At 75.5% G+C, this 19146-nt stretch carries 10 protein-coding genes; 7 read left to right on the plus strand and 3 right to left on the minus strand.

What is annotated here, in order from left to right; translation table 11 throughout:
- Positions 1–5 precede the first annotated feature (5 nt).
- The gene (locus ACIPXB_RS32315) at positions 6–491 is read left to right on the plus strand and encodes a DUF2975 domain-containing protein (RefSeq protein WP_401455702.1); all 486 of its coding nucleotides are present in this window, start codon (positions 6–8) and stop codon (positions 489–491) included.
- A complete protein-coding gene (locus ACIPXB_RS32320; RefSeq protein WP_401455704.1) occupies positions 491–712 on the plus strand; it encodes a helix-turn-helix domain-containing protein in 222 nt (73 codons plus the stop codon). The genes ACIPXB_RS32315 and ACIPXB_RS32320 overlap by 1 nt, the downstream gene beginning before the upstream one ends.
- Before the next feature lie 34 nt (positions 713–746).
- Here ACIPXB_RS32320 and ACIPXB_RS32325 read toward each other — a convergent pair whose 3' ends face one another.
- The 3 genes from ACIPXB_RS32325 to ACIPXB_RS32335 form a co-directional block, all read right to left on the minus strand.
- On the minus strand, positions 747–1628 hold the full coding sequence (locus ACIPXB_RS32325; protein WP_401455705.1) for a geranyl diphosphate 2-C-methyltransferase: 882 nt from the start codon (positions 1626–1628) through the stop codon (positions 747–749).
- A 24-nt stretch (positions 1629–1652) separates the two neighbouring features.
- The gene (locus ACIPXB_RS32330; protein ID WP_401455706.1) at positions 1653–3044 is read right to left on the minus strand and encodes a family 2 encapsulin nanocompartment cargo protein terpene cyclase; all 1392 of its coding nucleotides are present in this window, start codon (positions 3042–3044) and stop codon (positions 1653–1655) included.
- A gap of 135 nt (positions 3045–3179) precedes the next feature.
- Complete coding sequence (locus ACIPXB_RS32335; RefSeq protein ID WP_401455708.1) at positions 3180–4592, minus strand: family 2B encapsulin nanocompartment shell protein; 1413 nt, start codon at positions 4590–4592, stop codon at positions 3180–3182.
- Positions 4593–5044: 452 nt separating this feature from the next.
- On the opposite strand from ACIPXB_RS32335, the gene ACIPXB_RS32340 reads away from it, so the two are divergent.
- The 5 genes from ACIPXB_RS32340 to ACIPXB_RS32360 all read left to right on the plus strand — a co-directional run bounded on the left by ACIPXB_RS32340 (position 5045) and on the right by ACIPXB_RS32360 (position 18704).
- A complete protein-coding gene (locus ACIPXB_RS32340) occupies positions 5045–5917 on the plus strand; it encodes a DUF4132 domain-containing protein (RefSeq protein WP_401455710.1) in 873 nt (290 codons plus the stop codon).
- Positions 5914–10836, plus strand: a complete 4923-nt coding sequence (locus tag ACIPXB_RS32345) for a DNA-binding protein (protein ID WP_401455712.1) — start codon at positions 5914–5916, stop codon at positions 10834–10836. Before ACIPXB_RS32340 ends, ACIPXB_RS32345 begins: the two co-directional genes overlap by 4 nt.
- A gap of 100 nt (positions 10837–10936) precedes the next feature.
- Complete coding sequence (locus ACIPXB_RS32350) at positions 10937–12094, plus strand: AAA family ATPase (RefSeq protein WP_401455714.1); 1158 nt, start codon at positions 10937–10939, stop codon at positions 12092–12094.
- On the plus strand, positions 12091–16797 hold the full coding sequence (locus ACIPXB_RS32355) for a DUF5682 family protein (protein ID WP_401455716.1): 4707 nt from the start codon (positions 12091–12093) through the stop codon (positions 16795–16797). The genes ACIPXB_RS32350 and ACIPXB_RS32355 overlap by 4 nt, the downstream gene beginning before the upstream one ends.
- On the plus strand, positions 16794–18704 hold the full coding sequence (locus ACIPXB_RS32360) for a hypothetical protein (RefSeq protein ID WP_401455718.1): 1911 nt from the start codon (positions 16794–16796) through the stop codon (positions 18702–18704). The genes ACIPXB_RS32355 and ACIPXB_RS32360 overlap by 4 nt, the downstream gene beginning before the upstream one ends.
- Positions 18705–19146: the final 442 nt, after the last annotated feature.

Here is a 19146-nt window from a genome sequence, read left to right on the forward strand (position 1 = left end):
GGGTCATGGGAGAGCTGGCGGTGCGTGCGCTGCGCGCCGTGCTCGTGGTGGTTCTCGCGGGCACGGTGTTCGTGCAGGCGTTGATGGTGTGGGCGTTGTTCACGGACCCGGAGGACGGGTCGCTCCCGCTGACCCCGCTGCGCGTGATCACGTTCCTGGGCATGGTGTCCGTCCAGGTCGCCCTGGTCTGCGTATGGCGGCTGGTGACGATGGTGCGACGCGGCACCGTGTTCTCCCACGCCGCCTTCCGGTACGTGGACGTCGTGATCGGCGCGATCGTCGCGGCCGCCCTCCTGTGGTTCGCGGTCACCGCCGTCAACGCGCCCGGCCAGCGGGAGGACCCGGGCGTCACCGTCATCATGGCCGGGGTCGGCGTGGCCATCCTGGGAGTCGCGCTGATCGTGCTCGTGCTGCGGATGCTGCTCGCCCAGGCCGTCGCCCGCGACGTCGAAGCGGCGCAGATGCGCGCCGAGCTGGACGAGGTGATCTGATGCCGATCGCCGTCGACATCGACGTGATGCTGGCGAGGCGGAAGATGTCCGTGGGCGAGCTCGCGGACCGGGTGGGGATCACACCCGCCAACCTGGCGGTGCTCAAGAACGGCCGCGCGAAGGCGGTGCGCTTCGCGACGCTCGCCGCGCTGTGCGAGGTGCTCGAGTGCCAGCCGGGTGACCTGCTGCGCTGGCAGCCCGAGGACGCCGCGGGCGGATGACCGCCCACGGCGGACCCCGTGCGGACGCCGGCGGTCAGATGCGGTCGGCTGCGATCAGGACGTACTGGAACGAGCCGTCCTTGTAGGAGTTGATGAACGCCTCCTCGATGCCCGTGACCAGGGAGGACGTGGCCCGCAGTTCCCAGTAGGGCAGGGTGTCGGGAGTCAGGTCGATGACCGCCTGCGGTACGAGGCGGTTGTCGGCCATCGCGCGCAGGTACTCCCGCCGGGAGTGGATGTTGCACTCGAAGTGGGCGTTGATCTGCGAGACCCACTTCGAGGGCTGGCCGTACCGCGGGTTCCAGCAGCCCGTGATGGTCACGTACCGGCCACCGACCGCGAGGATGCGGGAGTGCTCGGCGAACAGGTCGTGCAGATCGACGTACATGCTCGACTCGTTGTTCCACGAGGCCGCGGCCTGCCCGGTCTCGAAGGGCATGCTGAGCATGTTGCAGACACGGGCGCGGACGTGGTCCTCGATGCCGAGTTCGCCGGCGCGCCGGTTGGCGAAGTCGGCCTGCTTCGCCGACAGGGTGACGCCCTCGACCGTGCTGCCGAAGCGCTGGTGGGCCATGACCATCGATCCGCCGCGGCCGCAGCCGGCGTCCACGAGGGTGTCGTCGCGCCCGATGGGGCCGAGGTGGTCCAGGAGGACCTCGGCCTGCGCCGACTCCAGGCGGTGGAGTTCGGCGATCAGCCTCTTCTCGTAGCCGCCGTCGTCCGCGTCGCCGAGTGCGGCGTGGTCCACGTCGCCGATGCCGTAGTGGTGGTGGTAGAGGCCGTCGACATCACCCAGACGCAGGTTCACGGGCCTGGCCTCGTGGTCCCAGTACTGGGCGATGTCCCGCTGGTAGGCGGTCGCGGGGGCGGGGATGAACACGGAGGCGGGGGCGGTGGTGAAGTCCGTACTGGTCATAAGTCTTCCTATCGGGAGCGGTATTTACCAGAAATCGGGGAGGCTGTAGCGGTAGGTATTGGTCTGGTGCCAGTAGTGGTTGCCGTCGACCCAGGCGGACACGCCGCGCAGGAAGCGCAGCACACTGGGGACGGGGCAGGCGGTGGCCAGCGCGGCGGCTTCGGCTTCGAAGTCGTGCATGAGGTCGTTGTGGACCTCGACCGCCTTCAGGTAGGCGTCCCGCTCGGAGGCGTTCTCGCGCTCCGCGATCACCACGGGCAGGTTGAGATGGCGGCCCGGGCCGGCGAGTTCCTTGGTGTACGAGTAGAGGTCGTTGACGATGGTCGTGGCGTTCGAGGCGAGCGCGATCACCCGCTGCATGGCGGGCAGGGCGTGCAGGTCCGCCGGCAGTTCGTAGCCGCCGACGGTGTCGGTGATGGTGGGGCAGGGGCGGAAGTTGTTGAACTGCCGCATCGCCAGGTACTCCCAGACCTCGGGCACGTAGTCCGTCTGCGCCCAGGCGCCCTCGGCGAGGTAGCCCAGGTGCAGCCGGGCCATGTCGTGCCGGAACCGGTCGGCCTGGGAGGGCGAGGACTGCCGGACGAAGTACTCCATGGCGGAGCGGTAGGCGCGCCGCGGGGCGTCCGAGTGCAGCGACTGCGCCCAGTGCGGCTGGTACTCCTTCGTCGTGTGGACGGCGTCGAGGGCGGTGTGGGCCAGCAGGAGCCGCCCGCCGAGACCGATGGGCGAGCCACCGTGGTCCTCGCAGTAGCAGTCGTCGACGGCGTTCTCGGCGACCATCAACCGCGTGGCGAGCATCAGGTGCTCGACGGTGGGGGCGTCCGGATGGCAGGCGACCATGTAGCGCCCGACGGAGAAGCCGTCGAACTGCTCCTCCCACTCCTCGGGGTACAGCTCGACCTCGTCGATCGCCCAGGCCTTGATCCTGCGGCCGACCTCCTCCACCCGCGCCGGATCGGGCTCCGGAACCGGGTGGTGGTAGAGGCCCGGGACGGGGCTGCCGGCCGCCGGTCCGGCGGGCGCCGCCTCCGGCGCCGCAGGCCGTACGGGCTCCGGGCGCTCCGTCAGGTACAGGCCGGCCGTGCCCACGCCGCTCGGGCCGCGCAGGAGCCGTTCCAGGACGTCCGGATGACCGGAGGACACGGCACCGTCCGCGGGCGCCGACACGTCCGCGGGCGTCGGCACCGCGGCGGGCGTCGGCACCGCGGCGGGTGCCGGCACGTCCGCGGGTACGACAGCTCCGGCGGGCATGCCCGCGGTTCCCGGCATGCCGGGAACCGCGGGTACACCGGGCAGCGCGGGCGGGGCGTCGAGGCCGGAGGCCGCGTGGGCCTGGGCGTTCGCGAGGACGTAGGCCCCGAAGTGAGCCGCAGCGGCGGGCAGGCCCGATTGGGGGGAAGGCCCGGGGTCGGGCATCCGTAGCTCCTTGTGAGAAGGGTGAGCTGTCTGGGATCCCGTGCACGGCTCGACCCGTCCGGATGCTCCGGGAAGGCCCATGCCCGGGAAGGCCGGGGGAGCGGCCCGGGCCGCGGCGGCCTGGGCCGGGGTCCGCTACTCGCGCCTGCGGCCGATCTGTACGTTCTCCAGCACGCCGAGCGCGTCGGGCACCAGGATGGCGGCGGAGTAGTAGGTGGTGACCAGGTAGGAGATGATCGACCGCTCGTCGATGCCCATGAACCGGACGGACAGGCCCGGCTCGTACTCCTCCGGCAGCCCTGTCTGGCGCAGACCGATGACGCCCTGGTTGTCCTCCCCGGTGCGCATGACGAGGATCGAGCTGGTGTTCTCCTTGGTGATGGGGATCTTGCTGCAGGGCAGGATCGGTACGCCGCGCCAGGCCGGGACCTGCTGCCCGCCGAGGTCGACGTGGTCCGGATACAGCCCGCGCGCGTTGAACTCCCGCCCCATGGCCGCGATGGTCCTGGGGTGGGCGAGGAAGTACTTCGATCCGCGCCGGCGGCAGAGCAGCTCGTCGAGGTCGTCCGGGGTGGGAGGGCCGGAGTGGGTCTGGATCCGCTGCTTGAAGTCGGCGTTGTGGAGCAGGCCGAACTCCGGGTTGTTGATGAGCTCGTGCTCCTGGCGCTCGCGCAGCGCCTCGATGGTGAGCCGGAGTTGCTCCTTGGTCTGGTTCATCGGCTCGTTGTAGAGGTCGGCGACCCTCGTGTGGACCCGCAGTACGGTCTGGGCGAGGGAGAGTTCGTACTCGCGGGGCTTCAGTTCGTAGTCGACGTACGTACCGGGCAGCTCGGCCTCGCCGGTGTGCCCGGCGGACATCGCGATCTCGGCCTCGCCGTGCTTGTTCTGCCGCTGGAGGGGAAGCGCGCTGAACTCCCGGAGGTGGGCCTGGAGATGCGGCGCCGTGGCCACCACGGCCTCGAAGTCGGCGCGGGACAGGGTGAGCAGGGTGCCCGAGGTCTCGGCCGTGGCCGTGTGGTCCCACGTGGCGTCGGCGTCCAGCAGGGCGTTCTCACCGAACCGGTCACCGTCGGCCAGCACCGCGACCGCGATCTGGTCCCCGTACTTGCCCACGGACGTCTGGCTGATCCGGCCGTGGGCGATCAGGTGGACCCGCTCCGCGGGGCCACCGCGTTCCACCAGCACCTCGCCGGCCCGGAAGTCGTGCTGCACGCAGCGGCCGGCGATCGCGGTGAGCACCTCCACGTCGTCGAAGCCCTGCAGCAGTGCCAGTTCGCCGAGTTCGCGGGGGATCACCCGCACGCTGCTGCCGTCCTGGACGAACTCGACGCGCCCGTCGCCGACGGTGTAGCTCAGCCGGCGGTTCACCCGGTAGGTGCCGCCCTTCGTCTCCACCCAGGGCAGGACCCGGAGCAGCCAGCGGGAGGTGATCTCCTGCATCTGCGGTGCGGACTTGGTCGTCGTGGCGAGGTTGCGCGCGGCCGCGGTCCCCAGGCTCGACTGCCGGGGCGGCTCCAACGGGGCTTCCGGGCCGGTGTCAACGGTCATCGACGCGTTCTCCTTCACGAGGGCTGTGGGCGGCTGTACGCGCGCATCCTTGGGAAAAGAGGTAAATGGAACAAAAATCCGGGAATCGGGCCGGATTCGTTGAGAACGCTAGCGGCCGGCACTCCTGAGCTCCGGAGAGACCAGAGGCGATTACCTCTATGAGGTGATCTTGCCGCGTACGGAGTTTGCCCAGGCCACAGACGGTATTGCGCCACCCATGCGTCGCCTTCGGCCATGACCGGCAGCACGACCGGCGCCCCCGGTCGACGCAGCGCCCCGTCACCGGGACGCGCGCCGGCCGCACGCGACGCCTGCCTCTTCGTCCCGGCCCCGGGAGGGGGCGTTGTCAGAGGCTCTCGCTAGTCTCCCGGCATACCGCAGCTCAGGGGGGTCTGGTCCCCCCTGTCAGGGCTGCGCGCACCAGGTACGGACAGGCGGAGGGGCACAGTCTGATGGCATGGCTGGCAGCGGGCGAGGGGTACGAGATCGCCCTCGTGGAGGGGCGGGTGACGGCGAGGTCCGTCACCGGCCGGGCAGCGGGACGGCAGTTGAAGACACTGCCCAAGGCACTGAAGGACCATCCCGAGGTGGACCGGCTGCGCCGGCTCGCCGAATGGCTCGACCGGCACGCGGCGGCCTGCGTCGCCCAGGTCGACGGCTGGATGGTGTCCTCGCTGCCCGTCCCGACCGAACTGCTCGCCCGGGTCTGGCCCGACGAGGCCTGGCAGAACGCCCTGCGCGACGTGGCCGTCGTCGGTGACGACCCCGACGAGGTGGGCTTCCTGCGGGACGCCACCGCGTCCGGCGAGCTGAAGGTGGTCAACCTCGACGGCGAGACCGTACGGCTCTCCCCGCGTACGGTGACCCTGCCCCACCCCGTGCTGCTGCCCGACCTGGACGACGTACGGGAGTTCGCGGCCGAACTCGGCATCGTGCAGCAGGTCGAGCAGATCCACCGCGCCACCTGGCGCAAGCCCGACGAGGTCTCCGCCACCGCCACCGAGGTCCGTGACTACGCGGGCGGTGTCTTCCCCACCCGCTTCAGCCTCGCCGCCCGCGCGACCGCCCTCGGCTACCGGGTCTCCGGCGGCTACGCCACCTGCAAGGTCCGCGACGCGGAAGCCGGCTCCGGCACGGAGGCGGCGGTGTGGATCGGCGAGCCCTACTACGACGAGGAGACCACCACCGGCGGGCTCAGCTGGCACGACGAGGACGGCCGGGCGGTACCGCTGGCGAAGGTCGGACCGGTGGCCTGGTCCGAAGGAATGCGCATGGCCGCGGCACTGTACGCCGGGCGCAAGATCGAGGAGGGCGGGGACGCATGAGCGACAACCTGAGAGACACCGGGGCGACCGGGACCGACCTGCTGCTGCGGGCCGGCGCCGTCCTCCCCAACGGCACCACCGGCGCCGGAGCCGACGCCGTCGACCTGACCGCCCGCACCTACCGCCACCCCGGCCTCGACGAGGACCGCGTCGTCGTCCGCCTCGCCCCCGCCGAACTCGGCGCGGCCGAGGACCTCGCCGCCGGCTTCCTGGGCCTCGTACGCGACGAGGGCGAGCCGCCCGTCGTCGGCCTGAGCCGCCGCCAGGCACTCGGCTTCCCCGAGTGGGTGCTCGTGCACCACCCCGAGGACGGCCACCACGCCCTCGCCGTCGTCCCCGAGCTCGACCGGATCGCCCGTCAGGCCAGGACCAAGCCCAAGGCCGCGCTCGACGCCTGCCTCGAACTCGCCGACCGGCTCGCCGCCTCCGTGCCGCACTTCCTGCCCCTCTTCCACGAGCAGGCCGCCCGGATCCTCCTCGCCGTCGAGAACACCACCTACGCCGCCCAGCTCTTCGGCCGCGCCCGCACCGCCGAGGCCCAGCACGGCCTGGACGTCGACGAGGACCGCCTCGACTCCGTCTTCCTCGAATTCGCGCTCGCCGGCGCCCTGCCGGTGAAGGTGCTGTCCGGCTACGCCAAGGCCCTGGCCGTCCGCGTCAGCCCCGCCGAGGCCTACGAGCGCTTCCGCCGCCTGTGCGTACGCCGCACCGCGGGCGGCCTGCCGCCCTCCGCGCAGGCCGCCGTCGAACTGCGCCGCCTCGCCCGCGCCGCGGGCCTGACCGGCACCGAGCCGGAAGAGGAGTACCTCGCCGAACTGCTGCCCCTGCCCGCCACCCTGCGCGCCGCGCTCGGCTGGTGGAAGGCCCACCGCGGCGCCCTCGTCGCGCTCGCCCGCCGCGTCCCCGCCGTACGCGGCACGCTCCTCGCACTGACCCCGCCCGGCGGCGACGTCGACCTCGTCGACCTGTGGCTGGACGTCCTGGAGGAGTCCGGCGCCACCGCCGGACTCGCCGACGACACCCTGCCCGACGAGGAGCGCTGCGCCGACGGCACCGCCGGCTGGCTCGAACGCTTCTGCACCGCCCGCCACTCCGGCTGGGGCCGCCGCCCCACGAACCCGGCCCTCCTCGACGTCGTCGAGCGCTGCGCCCCGCAGCTGCGCGCCGAACTCGACCGCCCCGGACGGGAGGCCGGCCTGCAGGTCGGCGTCCAGGACGCCGACCTCCTCGACCTGCTCCTCACCCTCGACGTCCCCGTCGTCACACCTGAGGAACACAAGACGCGGCACCACCACGACACGCTGAACCTGTCCGACTGGGCCGACCGCGACGAGCGACGCGACCTCGCCGCGGTCGCCGCGGACCCGCGCTTCCACCCCGCTTTCCGCCGGGCGCTGTACGGCATCGGCAGCGGCGGCGCCGACATCGTCCGGCACGTCGCGGCCTCGCCCGGCGCGCGCCCGCTGCTGGCCGCGTGGATGGCCGACGTCGCCCGCGCCTCCGTCGCCGCCGGCCTGCCCGCAGTCCCCGACGCCATCGAGCGGCTGACCTGGCTGCCCGTCGAAGCCCTGGCGCTCGCCCCCGAGGAGGTCGCCGCCGCGGCCGCCGCCGACCTCGGGGAGACCCTCGCCCGCACCCTGCGCGGCGGCCTCTTCGAGGAGCTGGCCTGGCCCTCCTGGGAGGACGCCGTCGCCGAACTGACCCCCGGCAAGGACCGCGACGGCCTCACCGTCGCCGAGGCCTGGCCGTACCTGATCGTCGCCAACACGGCCCAGGTCCGCGTCATCGACGCCGACTCGACCGTCCTCACCCACGACCTGCGCCTGCCGGCCGGCTCCCACCGCCGCATGGGATTCCACTACGTCGACGGCGAACTGCTCGTGTTCTGGGCCGACTGGAGCGCCGGCCGCGTCGAGGGCTACTGGCACTCCTCGCCCGGCACCGTCTTCACCCTGGACACCGACCGCACCTACTGGTCCCTGCGCGGCGACCACCTCTCCCTGCAACTGCCCGGCGGCGGACGCACCACCGGCGGCGGCGTCCTGCACCGCGGCGACACCCGGCTGCCCGACGAGCGGCCGGTCCTGTCCGACGGCACCTCCTACTGGGTGTGGCGGCAGCGCGACCGGGCCGACGACAGCGACAGCGGCTGGATCGAGTACGACCCGGCGACCGGGGCCCACGGACGCTCCTCCGTACCGGCGTTCTTCACCGACAGCCTGAAGGAGCACGCCGGGAAGGCCGCCTCCCGGTTCTCCAGCCGTCTGCTGCCCACGCCCACCGTGGCGGGCTCCGTGCTCGGCGCCCCCGTCGACGGCCTCCTCGGCTGGCACGCCGTACGCATTCCCGGCAACGGCTGGGCCGGCACCGACACCGGCGGACGCACCGTCACCGTCCCCGAAGGCGGGGACAAGCCGGTCGCGGCCCTCACCTTCCCCGGCGACGACCGCCCGCGCGCCCTCTCGCACAGCTGGCGCGAGCTCACCCTCACCGACCCCGACGGCGTCCTGACCACCCGCACCCACAACGACCGCCACGATCCCCCCTTCAGCACCGGCAGCGTGGACCTGCCGCCGCTCTCCCACTGGTACGCGCTGCGCCCCCGTGACCCGCAGGGCTCGGTCGCGCTGCGCACCGCCGACCGCGAGACCGTCGGCGCCCTCCTCAAGGCCGCGGCGGCCGTGACGAAGGCCGACGAGCTGCCGGACCTGGTGCGCGCGGCCCTGCCACAGGTCACCGACCCGAAGCTGATCGGCGGCATCCTCGCGGTCCTGCGGTTCGCCCTCACCCAGCAGAAAGCCCTCGACGGGATCTCGGCCCGGCTGAACGCGGACACCGCCCCCGTCGACGCGCGCGAACAGGGACCCTCCGACCAGCTGATCGGCGAAGCCCTGAACGGGCTCCTCGCATCCGGCCACTACCGCCACGACAGCGACCACGACGGCGTGCACCACACGCTGACCCTGCTCGGCGAAGCCCGCACCGCGACCGACGTCACCGCCGTGCCCGGCATGCTCCACTTCGACACCCCCGCGCTGCCCTACGCCACCTTCACCTGGGCACCGATGCTCGACCAGCCCGCGGCCGCCGCCTACCGGGCCGCAGCCGCGACGACCCCCGACGAACAGCGGGAAGCCCTCCTCACCCTCCTCGGCGCGGTGGACACCCTCGGCATGGCATCGGCGCAGGGCTCGGCCGACCGCTGGCGCCGGGTCGTGGTCCACCTCGACCACGCCCACCTGACCGGCCCCGACGGCCTCGGCCGCAACCGCTACCACCGCAGCCTGCTGCCGCTGGGCGGCGGAGCCGTCCTCGCCGTCACCGAGTCCGGCGACTCCCTGCCCGACGGCCACGAGTTCGGCGCCCTCCTGCACGATCCGACCGGCGGCTTCACCGTCCCCGGCCCCTACACCGTGCGCCGCGCGACACCTCTCGGCGACCCCGACCGGGACGCCGGCTGGCTGACCGCCTTCCTCCGCGCGGCGGCCGAGCACGGCCCACTGCCCTTCCGCCCGGAGGCCGCGCAGGAGTTCTCCCGGCTCACCGGGGTCTCCGGCGCCCTCGCCGCCCTGGTGGTCGCGGGCCTGCCCCACGTCAACAGCTACGACCGCACCTTCCTGCCCGCGCAGGTGCGCACCGCCCTCGGCGTCAAGGCGACCGACGCCGCCTTCGCCCGTGACGAGCTCCAGGCCCTCGGCGAGGAGGTCCGGCGCGCCGTGGTCGCGGCCCTGCTGCCCGCCGACCCGGCCCGCCTGTGGAGCGAAGGCCCCGACGTGACGGCCGCCGCGGAGGTGTGGAACCGGCACGTGGGCCGCCGTACCCCCGTACCGGACTGGCTGGCCACCGAGGCCGCGCGTGCCGTCCGCGGCGGATGGCCCGCCCACCGCGTGCTCGCCGCGGTCCTCGCCCCGGCCGCCTCCCACGAGCTCTCCGCCGACGTGCCGTGGACCGTCAAGGGCGACCACGTGGAGCCCGCCGTGGCCGTCACCGGCCCGTTCACCGCGCAGGTCCTGATCGCGACCCTGGCCATGAGCACCTGGCTGGCCCACCGGCTGCCGGCCGGCGACCCCGTACGAGCGGCCCTGCCGCCCGTACTGACCGCCGTACGGCAGCGGCTCGCCGCGCCCGAACTCCTCCTGGAGGTCGCCCACTACACCAGCCTGCCGGACTTCCGGAAGGTCGCCGGCACCCCGACCGAGACCGGCGAGGGCTACGAGCGCTACGGCGCGGTCGTCATGGCCACCCACGACTCCCGGCCCAGGCCCGCGGTGCGCCCGGCACTGCTGGACTCCACCGGCTCCGACCCCTACCTGCCGGCCCTGCGCGGCGACGACCAGCAGCCCCTGGCGGTCGAGACGGCCCTGCGCGCCGCCCACGACCCGCGCTTCGCCGCCCTGCTCGCCGACCCGGGCGCGCCCGCGGCCGGCACGGCCGACGCCGACGGCACGTGGTGGCCGCAGGACCCGAGCCGCTCGGTCCCCGACCTGGTGGCGGAGGTGAGCGCCGCGTACGGGCTGGGCGCCGACGCGGCCGCCCTGTACCTGGCCCTGCTCGCCATGCCCGACCCCACCGACCGCAACACCGCCCGGTGGACGGGCTGGAAGCCGGCCCGCCTCAAGGCCGCCCGCGCCGAACTGGCCGCCACCGACCTGGTGGTGACGGCCGACCGCAGCCGGGCCGGACGCTCGCTGTTCCTGCCCGGCGGATGGGCCGACCAGCCCGCCCCGGCCCTGCCCGTGGAGCAGTGGAAGCTGCCGCTGTACGGTCTCGCCCCCGGCGGCCGCCCGCTGCTGGGCGTCCTGGCACCGGCCGAACCGGCCGCGGACCTCTACCGGCGGGCCTGGCAGCGGATCCGGGAGGGCGACGTCCCGCGCTTCCAGGAACTCAAGGTCAAGCGCACCCGCGCCCGCCGCCGCTGACCCGTCCGACCCGGACCCGACGCGGGGCCGGCGCGGCCCACCTGACACGGTGGGCCGCGCCGGCCCCCACCACCACTTCGTCCCCGCGCAGAGGAACCCGATGACCGTCACCGCACCATCCGCCCCCGCCGCCCGGCAGGTGCTGCCCGCCGAGGAACGCCACGCCGCCGAGCTCGCCTTCCTCGCCGCCCACGACACCGGCCCCCGCCCGCCCGGCTGGGCGCTCACCCCGCGCGCCGTCGTCACCTTCGTCTGCGGCAGCGACGGCACCGAACTGGCCCTGCCCGAGCGCCGCACCGGCCTCCCGGCCAAGCTCGCCATCACCCCCAAGTTCGTCGGCGAACGCGCCCTGGTGGAGCGCTGCGTCGTCACCCTCGCCGGGGAGCGCGGACTCCTCCTCACGGGCGAGCCCGGCACCGCAAAGTCGATGCTGTCCGAACTCCTGGCCGCCGCCGTCAGCGGCACCAGCGCCCTCACCGTCCAGGGCACCGCCGGCACCACCGAGGACGCCTTCCGCTACGGCTGGAACTACGCGCTCCTGCTCGCCCAGGGCCCCACCCCGCAGGCACTGGTCGACTCCCCGGTGCTCTCCGCCATGCGCACCGGGCGCGTGGTCCGGGTGGAGGAGATCACCCGCTGCCTGCCCGAGGTCCAGGACGCACTCGTCTCGATTCTCTCCGACCGGCGCGTCAGCGTGCCCGAACTGACCGCCACCGAGGACGCGGTGGTCTGCGCGGCACCCGGCTTCACCGTCATCGCCACCGCCAACCTGCGCGACCGCGGCGTCTCCGAGATGTCCGCCGCCCTCAAGCGGCGCTTCAACTTCGAGACGGTCGCCCCGATCGCCGACGCCGACGCCGAGGCCACCCTGATCCGCCGCCAGGCCGTCGCCGCCGTCCAGCGGGCCGGCGCCGCCTTCGCCGTGGACGACGCCGTGCTCGACGCGCTCGTCACCGTCTTCCGCGACCTGCGCTCGGGACGTTCCACCGAGGGCTGGGACGTGGAACGCCCCGGTACGGTCATGTCCACCGCCGAGGCCGTACAGGTGGCGGCCTCCCTGGGCGTCGCCGCCGCGTACCTGCCGGACGGGGACGTGCTGGACCTGCTGCCGGGGCACCTGCTGGGCGTCGTACGCAAGGACGACCCCGCCGACCACGCACGGCTGCTCGGCTACTGGGACGGCCCGGTCCGGCGCCGCGCCGAGGACGGCTCGGCGATGTGGCGCCGCCTCTGGGACCTGCGCGGGAGCCTGCGTTGACGCACACCGACCCGCGGGCCGCGGTCGACGCGCTGGCCGCGGCCCGCGAGCCCTACCTGATCGGGGTACGGCACCACAGCCCCGCGCTGGCCGCGGTGGTGCCGGACCTGCTGGACGCCTCCGGCGCGGACGTGGTCTGCGTCGAGCTCCCGGCGGACTTCCAGCCGTGGCTGGAACACCTGGCCGACCCGGAGACGGTCGCCCCCGTCGCCCTCGCGGGCACCGGCGAGGACGGCCGCCTGGCGTTCTACCCGTTCGCGGACTTCTCCCCGGAGCTGGCGGCCATCCGCTGGGCCCGCCGAACGGGCGCGACCGTCCTGGCCTGCGACCTCCCCCTGTCCGCCCCGGACTGGACCCCCGGCCCGGCCGTCCCGCACCCGTCCCCGCCCACGGACGGCCCCACCACCTCACCCCGGCCGGCGGACATCCCGTCGAGCCCCGTCTCCGGCAACGCCTCGGCCTCGCCCACGGAACCGACGTTGACGACGGCTCCGGCGGTGCGAGCGGTCGTCGCGTCCGGTACGGGTCGGGCCACGACCGGGGGCTCCGCTTCCGGCGGTGTCTCGGGCTCGCCCACGGACCCGTCCGTGGCGACGGCTTCGGCGGTGCGAGCGGTGGGCGCGTCCGGTACGGGTCGGGCCGCGACCGGGGGCTCTGCCTTCGGCGGCGTTTCGGCCTCGACCGCGGCGGTCCCGGACTCGGCCCCCCTGCGGGGCACCGGCGGTGCCTCGGCGTGGGACGGCACCGACGTGCGCGACGCCGCCGCGGGCCCGGGCCCGGCGCGGAGCCCCCGCGCGGCCGGGGCGACCCGCGCGAGCGCGGCCCCCGGCACGGCGCCGGCTCGGACCCCGGGCGGCACCTCGCTCCGGGACGCGATCGGTGCGCCCGGCCCGGTTTCCGCTCCGGCCGCGGCCCCGGGCACGGGGACGACCGCGGGCGCCGACTCCGCTCCCGCCCCGGGCAGCGACCCGCGGCGCGTCGGCGGCTTCGCCGACGCCCTCGCCGCCGCCGGCACCGGCCGTGACGGCGACGACCTGTGGGACCGCGCCGTCGAGGTCCTCGCCCCGGGCTGCACCCCGGAAGCCGTACGCCGCGCCGCGCTCGGCGTCGGCTGGGCGCTGCGCGAGGACGGCCCCGTCCCGGACCGGGACCTCGCCCGCGAGGCCCACATGCGCGCCGTGATCGCCGACGCCGCCGCCGACGGCCGCCGCGTGGCCGCCGTCATCGGTTCCTTCCACGCCCCGGCCCTCTTCGGCCCCGCCGAGGCCGGCATGGGCCAGGCCCAGGTCAGCGCCGGTGCGAGCGCCGCCGCGGACGCCGGTCCCGTGGCCGGGCGGGAAGCCGCTTCCGGCTCGGGCCGCGCCCCTGCCGGAGGTACGGAGTCCGCGTCGCGCACGGCTGCCGCTTCCCCGACCGGTGCGGACGGCACCCCGGGCAGCGCTGCGCCGGGCGACTCCGACGACGGGGGCCGTGCCCCCTCCGCAGACGCGAACTCCGGTTCTGCGACCGGGACCGGAGCCTCCCACGGCGTCCCCGGGCCGCACGGCACCGGCCCCGCCGCGGATGCGAGCCCCGGGACCGCGACCGCGTCCGTCGGCCCCGCGCCGAACGGCGGCGCCGGCACGGGCCCCGGCGCAGACCGTGGCCCTTCGGGGGCGGAGACGGGTTCCGCCGGGGGAGCGGAGGCCGGTTCCGCGACCCGTACGGAAGGCACCTCCGGCTCGGCGTCCGCGCGGGGCGGCGGCAACGGCACGCGCCCCGCCCCCAGGGCGGGCCACGCGTCCGCCGCCGGCGCGGACCAGCGCCCCGTACCCGGCCGCGGTCCGGTGGGCACGGCCTCCCGGCAGGGGAGCGGCGCCGGCGGGTACCGGACCGTCACCTCCTTCGTGCCGTACTCCTTCGACCTCCTCGACTCCCGCTCCGGATACCCCGCCGGCATCCGCGACCCGCTCTGGCAGCAGGCCGTCCTCGAAGCCGGCGGCGACCCCGCCCGGGTCCGGGAGGCCGCCTCCGTCGCCGTCACCGGGCTCTGCCGGGAGCTGCGCCGGGCCGGACACACCGCCGGTACCGGCGAGGCCGCCGAGACCCTGCGGCTCGCCTGCGACCTCGCCGCCTTGCGCGGGCTCCCCGCGCCCGGCCGCGGCGAGCTCCTGGAGGCCGTCACCACCGTCCTCGGCCAGGGCGAACCCCTCGGCCGGGGCCGGGCGCTGGCCCGGGCCCTCGAGGCGGTGTTCGTCGGCACCGCCCGCGGGCGGATCACCCCGCACGCCCCCCGCTCCGGCCTCGGCCCCTCCGTCGAGGCCGAACTCGCCGAGCTCCGCCTGCCGTGCCCCGAGGACCCGGCACCCCGCGAGGTCCGCCTCGACCCGCTCCGCTCCGCCCTCGACGGCCGCCGCGAGGTCCTCCTCCAGCGCCTCCTCGTGTGCGGGGCCTCCTACGGCGAGCCCCTCACCGTCGCCGCCACCGGCGACGGCACCGCCCTCGGCACCAAGTGGCGGCTGTCCTGGACGCCTTCCGTCCCGGCCCGGCTCGACCTCACCGGCGTACGCGGCGTCACCGCCGCCCAGGCGGCCGCCGGCACGCTCGCCGAGACCGCCCGGCGGGCCGCCGCCGACGGCGGCCCCACCCCGGCCCAGATCCTCACCGGGCTGGCCGCCGCCGCCCGCTGCGACCTGCCCGACCTGGTCGACGTACGTCTCCACGAGGCGGCCACCGCCCTGCCGCAGACGGCGACCCTGCCCGAACTCCTCGACGCCCTCGACCTCCTGGAGGCCCTCCACCGAGGCCACCTCCCCGGCACCACCGCCGCGTCCCGGGCCGCCTGCGCCGCGCTCACCGCCGACCTCCTCGAAGCCGCCGTACGCTCCCTGCCCGGCCTCGCCGGCAGCGAGGACCCGGCGGACGCCGCCGCCCTCGTCGCCCTCGCCGACCGGGCCGCCACCCACCACCTGGGCCTGCGCACGGACGACGCGCTCGCCGCCCTGGCGGCCTCCGCGTCCCCGCTGATGCAGGGCGCGGCCCTGGCCGTACGGGTCCTCCTCGACCTCGACCCGGCCGAGGCACTCGGCGACCGCGCCGCCGGATGGATCGACGGCGCCGGCACCGCCGACAGCCGACGCGCCCTGACCCGCCGGCTCGCCGGACTCCTCACCGCCGCGGGCCCGCTGCTGCAGTCGTCCCCGGCCGCCCTCACCCCGCTCCTCGACCGCGTCGACCACCTCGCCGACCAGGACTTCCTCGACCGTCTCCCCGCCCTGCGAGGCGGCTTCGACGCCCTCGCACCGGCCGCCCGCGACCGGCTCCTGGACACGGTCACCGAGCGCCTCGGCGACCGCATCGACCTCGCACTCGACGCACCGCCCGGCCTGCTCGCCCTCTGGGCCGCCGCCGACGCCGCCGGTCTGGCCGCACTCAAGGCCCTCCCACTGCCCGACCTACAGCAACCGGCCGCGGCCCCGATCCCGACCGCGAACCCGGACCCGGCCCGGATCCCGGACCCGGACCCGGCCCGGATCCCGGACCCGAACCCCGACACCCCCGACGCACCGCCCACCCGCACCCCCCGGCCGGAGGCGCACCGGCTCGCGCCCGCCGACCGCTGGCGGCTGCTGCTCGGCCGCGAACGCGACCGGCTCCCCGCCGGCGCCCGCCGCTACGCCCACGCCCTGGACGAGCTGTACGGCACCGGGCACGGTGAAGGCGCCGGAGACCTCGGCACCGGCCAGGGACCGGGCCGCAGCGGCGGCCAGGAGGCCTCGTTCCCCACCGCCCGCGAGTGGTCGCAGGAGCTCGAGGCACTGTTCGGCGCCGACGTACGCGAGGAGGTCCTCGCCGGCGCCGCCGAAGCCGGCCGTACCGACGTGCTCGCCCAGCTCGACCCGGTAGCCGTACGGCCCTCCGTGGAGCTGCTGAACTCCGTACTGTCCCTCGCCGGCGGACTGCCCGAGGCCCAACTCGCCCGGCTGCGCCCCCTGGTGAAGCGACTCGTCGACGAACTCTCCAAGGAGCTCGCCACCCGGCTGCGCCCGGCCCTGTCGGGCCTCACCACCCCGCGCCCCACCCGCCGCCCGGGCGGTGCGCTCGACCTCGCCCGCACCCTGCGCGCCAACCTCGCGCAGGCCCGCCGCCGGGCCGACGGCACGGTGGTCGTCGTACCGGAGCGGCCCGTCTTCAGCACCCGGGCCGGCCGCGAGGCCGACTGGCGGCTCGTCCTGGTGGTCGACGTGTCCGGCTCCATGGAGGCCTCCGTCATCTGGTCGGCCCTGACCGCGGCCGTCCTGGGCGGCGTCCCCACCCTCTCCACCCACTTCCTCGCCTTCTCCACCCAGGTCATGGACCTCACCGACCGGGTCGAGGACCCGCTCTCGCTCCTGCTGGAGGTGCGCGTCGGCGGCGGCACGCACATCGCCGCCGGCCTGGCCCACGCCCGCTCCCTGATCACCGTCCCGAGCCGCACCCTCGTCGTCGTGGTCAGCGACTTCGAGGAAGGCGGTCCGATCGGCGGACTGCTCGGGGAGGTCCGCGCACTGGCCGCCTCCGGCGCCCACCTGATGGGCTGCGCCGCGCTCGACGACACGGGAAACCCCCGGTACTCGGTCCCGGTCGCACGGCAACTCGTCGCGGCCGGGATGCCCGTGGCCGCCCTCAGCCCCCTCGCCCTCGCCCGCTGGGTCGGCGACCGCCTCCGTGGAGAGACCCGTTGAAAAACGAACTGCCGCCCGTCGCACCCGAGGTGCTCGCCGAAGCGGTCGAAAGCCTCAGCGCACGGCTGCGCAGGAAACTGGACGACGCCACCGCCGGCTGCGCGGACGCCGGAACCCGCGAGGCCGACGGGAGCGTCACCTTCCGGTTCGGTGAGGACGCCGTCGTCACCCTGCGGCCCGGGCCGGCGGGGACGGTCACCGCGGCCGGACAGGCCACCTGCACCTGCCTGCTGGCACCCCGGTGCCTGCACCGGGCCGCCGCCCTGGGCGCCGCCCCGCTCGCGGACGCGGCACCGCCGGAGCCCGGGCCGGCCGCGGCGGGCCCCACGGGAACGGAGCGGGAGACGGCAGCCGAGCCCGCCGGATCACCGGAATCGGCCGAACCCGAGACCGCCGATCCGGCGGATCCGGCCGCGACCGCCGCCCCGGCCGTCCCCGCCGATCCCGCCGCGACCGCCCCGGCCCTCACCGCGGCCCAGCTCGGCGCCGCGGCTGCCCTCTGGCACGCCGCCGCCGAGGCCCTCTCGGCCGGCGTCACCGCCGGCGGAGCCGTCGTCCAGGCCGAGCTGCTGCGCGCCGCGTACACCGCCCGCCTCGCCGGACTGCCCCGCGCGGAAGCAGCCGCCCTCCGGGTCGTACGAGGCCTGCGCGCGGCCCGCGACCGCCGCACCGCACACCGCCTCGCCGACCTCACCGGATCCTTCCGCGAACTCCTGTACACCACCGGAGTGCTGGCCTCCGGCACGGCCGACCCGGCACTGACCGGCACCTCCCGGCGGGCCTACACACCGGGCGGCAGCCTCCAGGTGTACGGCCTGTGCCGGGAACCGGTGCTCTCGGCCACCGGCTACGGCGGGGTCGTCACCCACCTGCTGGCCCCGGACGGCTCCCGCTACTCCCTCTCCGACGTCCGCCCGGGCGGCCTGGCCCGCGCCCGCGGAGCCGGGCGGGCCTCCGTCGCCCTCGGCGGCGCCACCCTCGACCACGCCGGTCTCGCCCGGGGCGGCCTGCGCATCGTCGGCGCGACGGTCTCCGCGGAGGGCAGGCTCGGCGCCGGACGCGGCGTGAAGGCGACCCCGCTGCCCGGCGCCGGCTGGACGGACGGGCCCGGGGCCGCGCTGTTCGCCCGCCCCGCGGCCGAGGCGGTCGCCGAGCTGCTGGCCTCCCCGGCCGGGGCGGCCGATGCCGACACCGCCCTGATCGGATGCGACGTGACGGTCGTCGGAGCGGCCGGTGACCACCTCCTGGTCCGCGAGGCACGGCCGGACGCCCCCCTGCTGCGGCTGCTGCCCGCGCACCCGCACCCGGAGCTGCCGCACACCGAGAACCTGCGGCGCATCGCCTCGTACCCCGGACTGCGCATGCGCGTCCTGGGCCGTCCCGACCTCGACCGCGCCGCCACCCTGCGCCCGGTGGCGGTCGGCCCGGTGCCCGCCGAGCAGTACACGCTGCGGCTGCCCCAGGACTGGCAGAGCCGGGCCGACCTCGGCTACGACCGCCTCCAGGGCGAACACTTCCCCCCACCGGACGCCGCCCCCGACCCGCCGGCCCCCGCACCGGCGGCCGACGCCCCGGACCCGCTGGCCGACTCACCCCTGTGGCGGGTACGCCGCCTCCTGGAGACCGGCGTCGCCGGCGGCCGCCGCGCGGTCGCCGAGGCCGCCCGCGGTACGGCGTCCCCGGCCGCGTACACCCCGCTGCGCCGGGCCGGCCTGACCGTCGCGGCGGACCTGGCCACCACCTTGACCGCCGAGGCCGACCGGCGCCCGCGCGACGCCTTCGGCCGGCTCGCCGACCCCTCGCCCGACGGCTACGCCTGGGCCTGGCTGGCCGCGGCGACCCATCTGGCGGCGGCTGAACGCTCCCTGGTCGCCGCGTCGTGGACGGCGACGCCTCCAGCGCCGTGAAGCAGGTACCGGTGGCAGACTGCCGATGCGGCTCAGGGCGGCCATGGAAAGGACGCCCCGTCAGCCGTTGCCGCGGCGAAGGCGGGTTCGGGTGACATCCTGGACATCGCGGTGGTGAGGAAGGAGAGGGAGGCCGCCGCCACGGCGGCCGGGTTCACCGAGAAGCCCAAGGATGACGTCCCGCCGGCCCTGAAGTCCTGCACGGTCAGGTGGCACGCGGACCTCGACAAGGCCACCGGCCCGAGACAGTCCTTCGATCGGGCTGGGACATGTTCCTCGCCGTGGCCACCGGGCCCGTGGCTCCCAGAGGCTGTCGGCGATCAGCTCCGATTCGCTTTCACTTCACCGACATGGCCTCGAGCCGCGACAGGCGCCGGGTACGCCCCCGCCTACCCACCTTTTTGTGGGTACTTGGCAGCCGGCCGACGCCGGGAGAGGCTTG

This window comes from Streptomyces sp. NPDC090022 (assembly GCF_044748145.1).
Classification (GTDB): domain Bacteria; phylum Actinomycetota; class Actinomycetes; order Streptomycetales; family Streptomycetaceae; genus Streptomyces.